Source organism: Shigella sp. FC1567 (assembly GCF_001743015.1).
In the GTDB taxonomy this organism is placed as follows: Bacteria; Pseudomonadota; Gammaproteobacteria; order Enterobacterales; family Enterobacteriaceae; genus Escherichia; species Escherichia coli.
Genome location: NZ_MIIV01000228.1, coordinates 1 through 2,045, shown reverse-complemented (window position 1 = coordinate 2,045; position 2,045 = coordinate 1). Strand labels below are relative to the sequence as shown.

The window sequence follows — 2,045 nt, the reverse complement described above, 5'->3', positions numbered from 1 at the left end:
TGTCGCCATTGTTCGATTAACGCGTATTTTTCAGCGACTCCTGTGCAAAATACGCTGTTGCTTTTTTTAATATATCTCGCTCAAGGCGAGCTTCATTTAACGCCTTACGCAGTTGCAGAATTTCAGATTCCAGTTCAGCCACCGTGCGGGAACCAGGAGTACCGAGCCCTTTTCTGGCGGCGGTAACCCATTGTCCTAAAGTGCCTTCAGGAAGGGATAATCGGGAAGCGCCTTCACTGATCGAAAGTTGATTTTCAAGAACCGTTCTGACAGCTTCGGCTTTGAACTCTTTAGAGTAACGTTGGTTTTTTCTGCTCATTATTAGCTCCTTCTGATGCCATTCTATTTCAGGAAGGAGTGTCCGTTAAACTCAGGCTACCTCAGCCTGAGGGCAGGTGTAAAACAATAATCAAGCATGGGGTTCATATCCATAGCTCCATTTTTATTTTAAGGAAAGCAACTGCTCTACGGTCATGTTTTTAATTGCGCCCCGGTTTACAAGAGTCCAGCCCTGTTTTTCCAGATAAAACCGGAAAGTCTCCAGGGTACAGACCAGTGCGCCATCAGGAACGGTTTCGGTGAATTCGACATTGCCGAATTTGTCGAAGTGAACAACCAGAGTGCGACCATCACCCGGAATCATCTTGTCAGCAGGTGGGGTGTTATTCTGGCGCAGTTCGGCCTCCATGCGGTCGAACTCAGCAATGTAGGCTTCCTTGAATGTGGCGGCTTTTTTGCCCGTGAAGCCCATCACCAGGAAAACGAAGCCGTTTTTGGTGATTTGGTAGGCGTTATAAGAATTGCCGCGGTGTTCGAATTTAACCCGCGAAAAGTTGCTGGTTAAAAATAGTTCAGAACATTCGAAGGATTCTATTTTTTGAACAACATGGTGATGCTGCTTGCCAAAAAACTCAGCAATCGAAATAGAAGTAGTGACGGCGCGACCATTTTCGATGGTTACGTCAGGGTGAGAAAGGGTAGTAGCCATAATGACATCCTCAAGTGATAAGTTAATTAACTCACCAGCAGAGGTGCTAATCTCATGGGTGGTGAGACGCACAGGGTTAGCACTACCGGTCACTCGAGAACCCGGCCAGCCTTGCGGCTGCCCCGCACGCCTCACCATAATTTGAATGTGGCTGTGCATTACGCATAAAAAAACCGCTTCAGCGCGGTTATGCGCTCGAGTAACTTTCGGGGTGCTAATCCCGGCACCCGTTTTATGAGGTGCAGGTGCACTATAATTCCACCCGTTCTGGTTTTCAATAGCTACATTCAACATTTTCTCTTTCCTTTCATCACCGAAGTGAATTTTGTGATGCGGTGCCTAGTGCCTCCAGGTGACGTTAACCAGTTAACAATTACAGTCGGCTTTCCCACCCAAACCAATAAGGACTAACATGACTTTTAACTGTGCCGCGTGCGCTTAGCCGCATTCACCGCATCACAAAATTCACTTTAAAAAGGGCGGACATCAGCCAGCAATTAAACCGATGCCGCCAACTGGTACTTCACACAGCAATGTCGTTATTTACAACCGGAAGCGCACTCCCACCATTTAAATTTCACAGACAAGACCGACTCTTTATGAATACCGGAAATGCGCCTTCGTGTTGTGCCCGGTTTTATTTCACCACCTCCGGGCTTTGGTGGCCTCGGCTATGAGGTAGCCTGAGTTTAACGGACACTCCTTCCTGAAATAGAATGGCATCAGAAGGAGCTAATAATGAGCAGAAAAAACCAACGTTACTCTAAAGAGTTCAAAGCCGAAGCTGTCAGAACGGTTCTTGAAAATCAACTTTCGATCAGTGAAGGCGCTTCCCGATTATCCCTTCCTGAAGGCACTTTAGGACAATGGGTTACCGCCGCCAGAAAAGGGCTCGGTACTCCTGGTTCCCGCACGGTGGCTGAACTGGAATCTGAAATTCTGCAACTGCGTAAGGCGTTAAATGAAGCTCGCCTTGAGCGAGATATATTAAAAAAAGCAACAGCGTATTTTGCACAGGAGTCGCTGAAAAATACGCGTTAATCGAACAATGGCGACA

The 2,045-nt window shown here is 47.1% G+C and carries 1 protein-coding gene and 2 pseudogenes; 1 reads left to right on the top strand and 2 read right to left on the bottom strand.

Translation table 11 applies throughout. The annotated features are described in order from the left end of the window. Together BHE85_RS14135 and BHE85_RS14130 are read right to left on the bottom strand one after the other, a co-directional pair. Window positions 1–319 (bottom strand): annotated as a pseudogene (locus tag BHE85_RS14135) (transposase); the annotation flags it as partial. Window positions 320–442: 123 nt separating this feature from the next. Continuing rightward, window positions 443–1,282, bottom strand: a complete 840-nt coding sequence (locus BHE85_RS14130; protein ID WP_000935594.1) for a Rha family phage regulatory protein — start codon at window positions 1,280–1,282, stop codon at window positions 443–445. Window positions 1,283–1,726: 444 nt separating this feature from the next. Here BHE85_RS14130 and BHE85_RS14125 point away from each other — a divergent pair. Then, a pseudogene (locus tag BHE85_RS14125) lies at window positions 1,727–2,045 on the top strand (transposase); the annotation flags it as partial.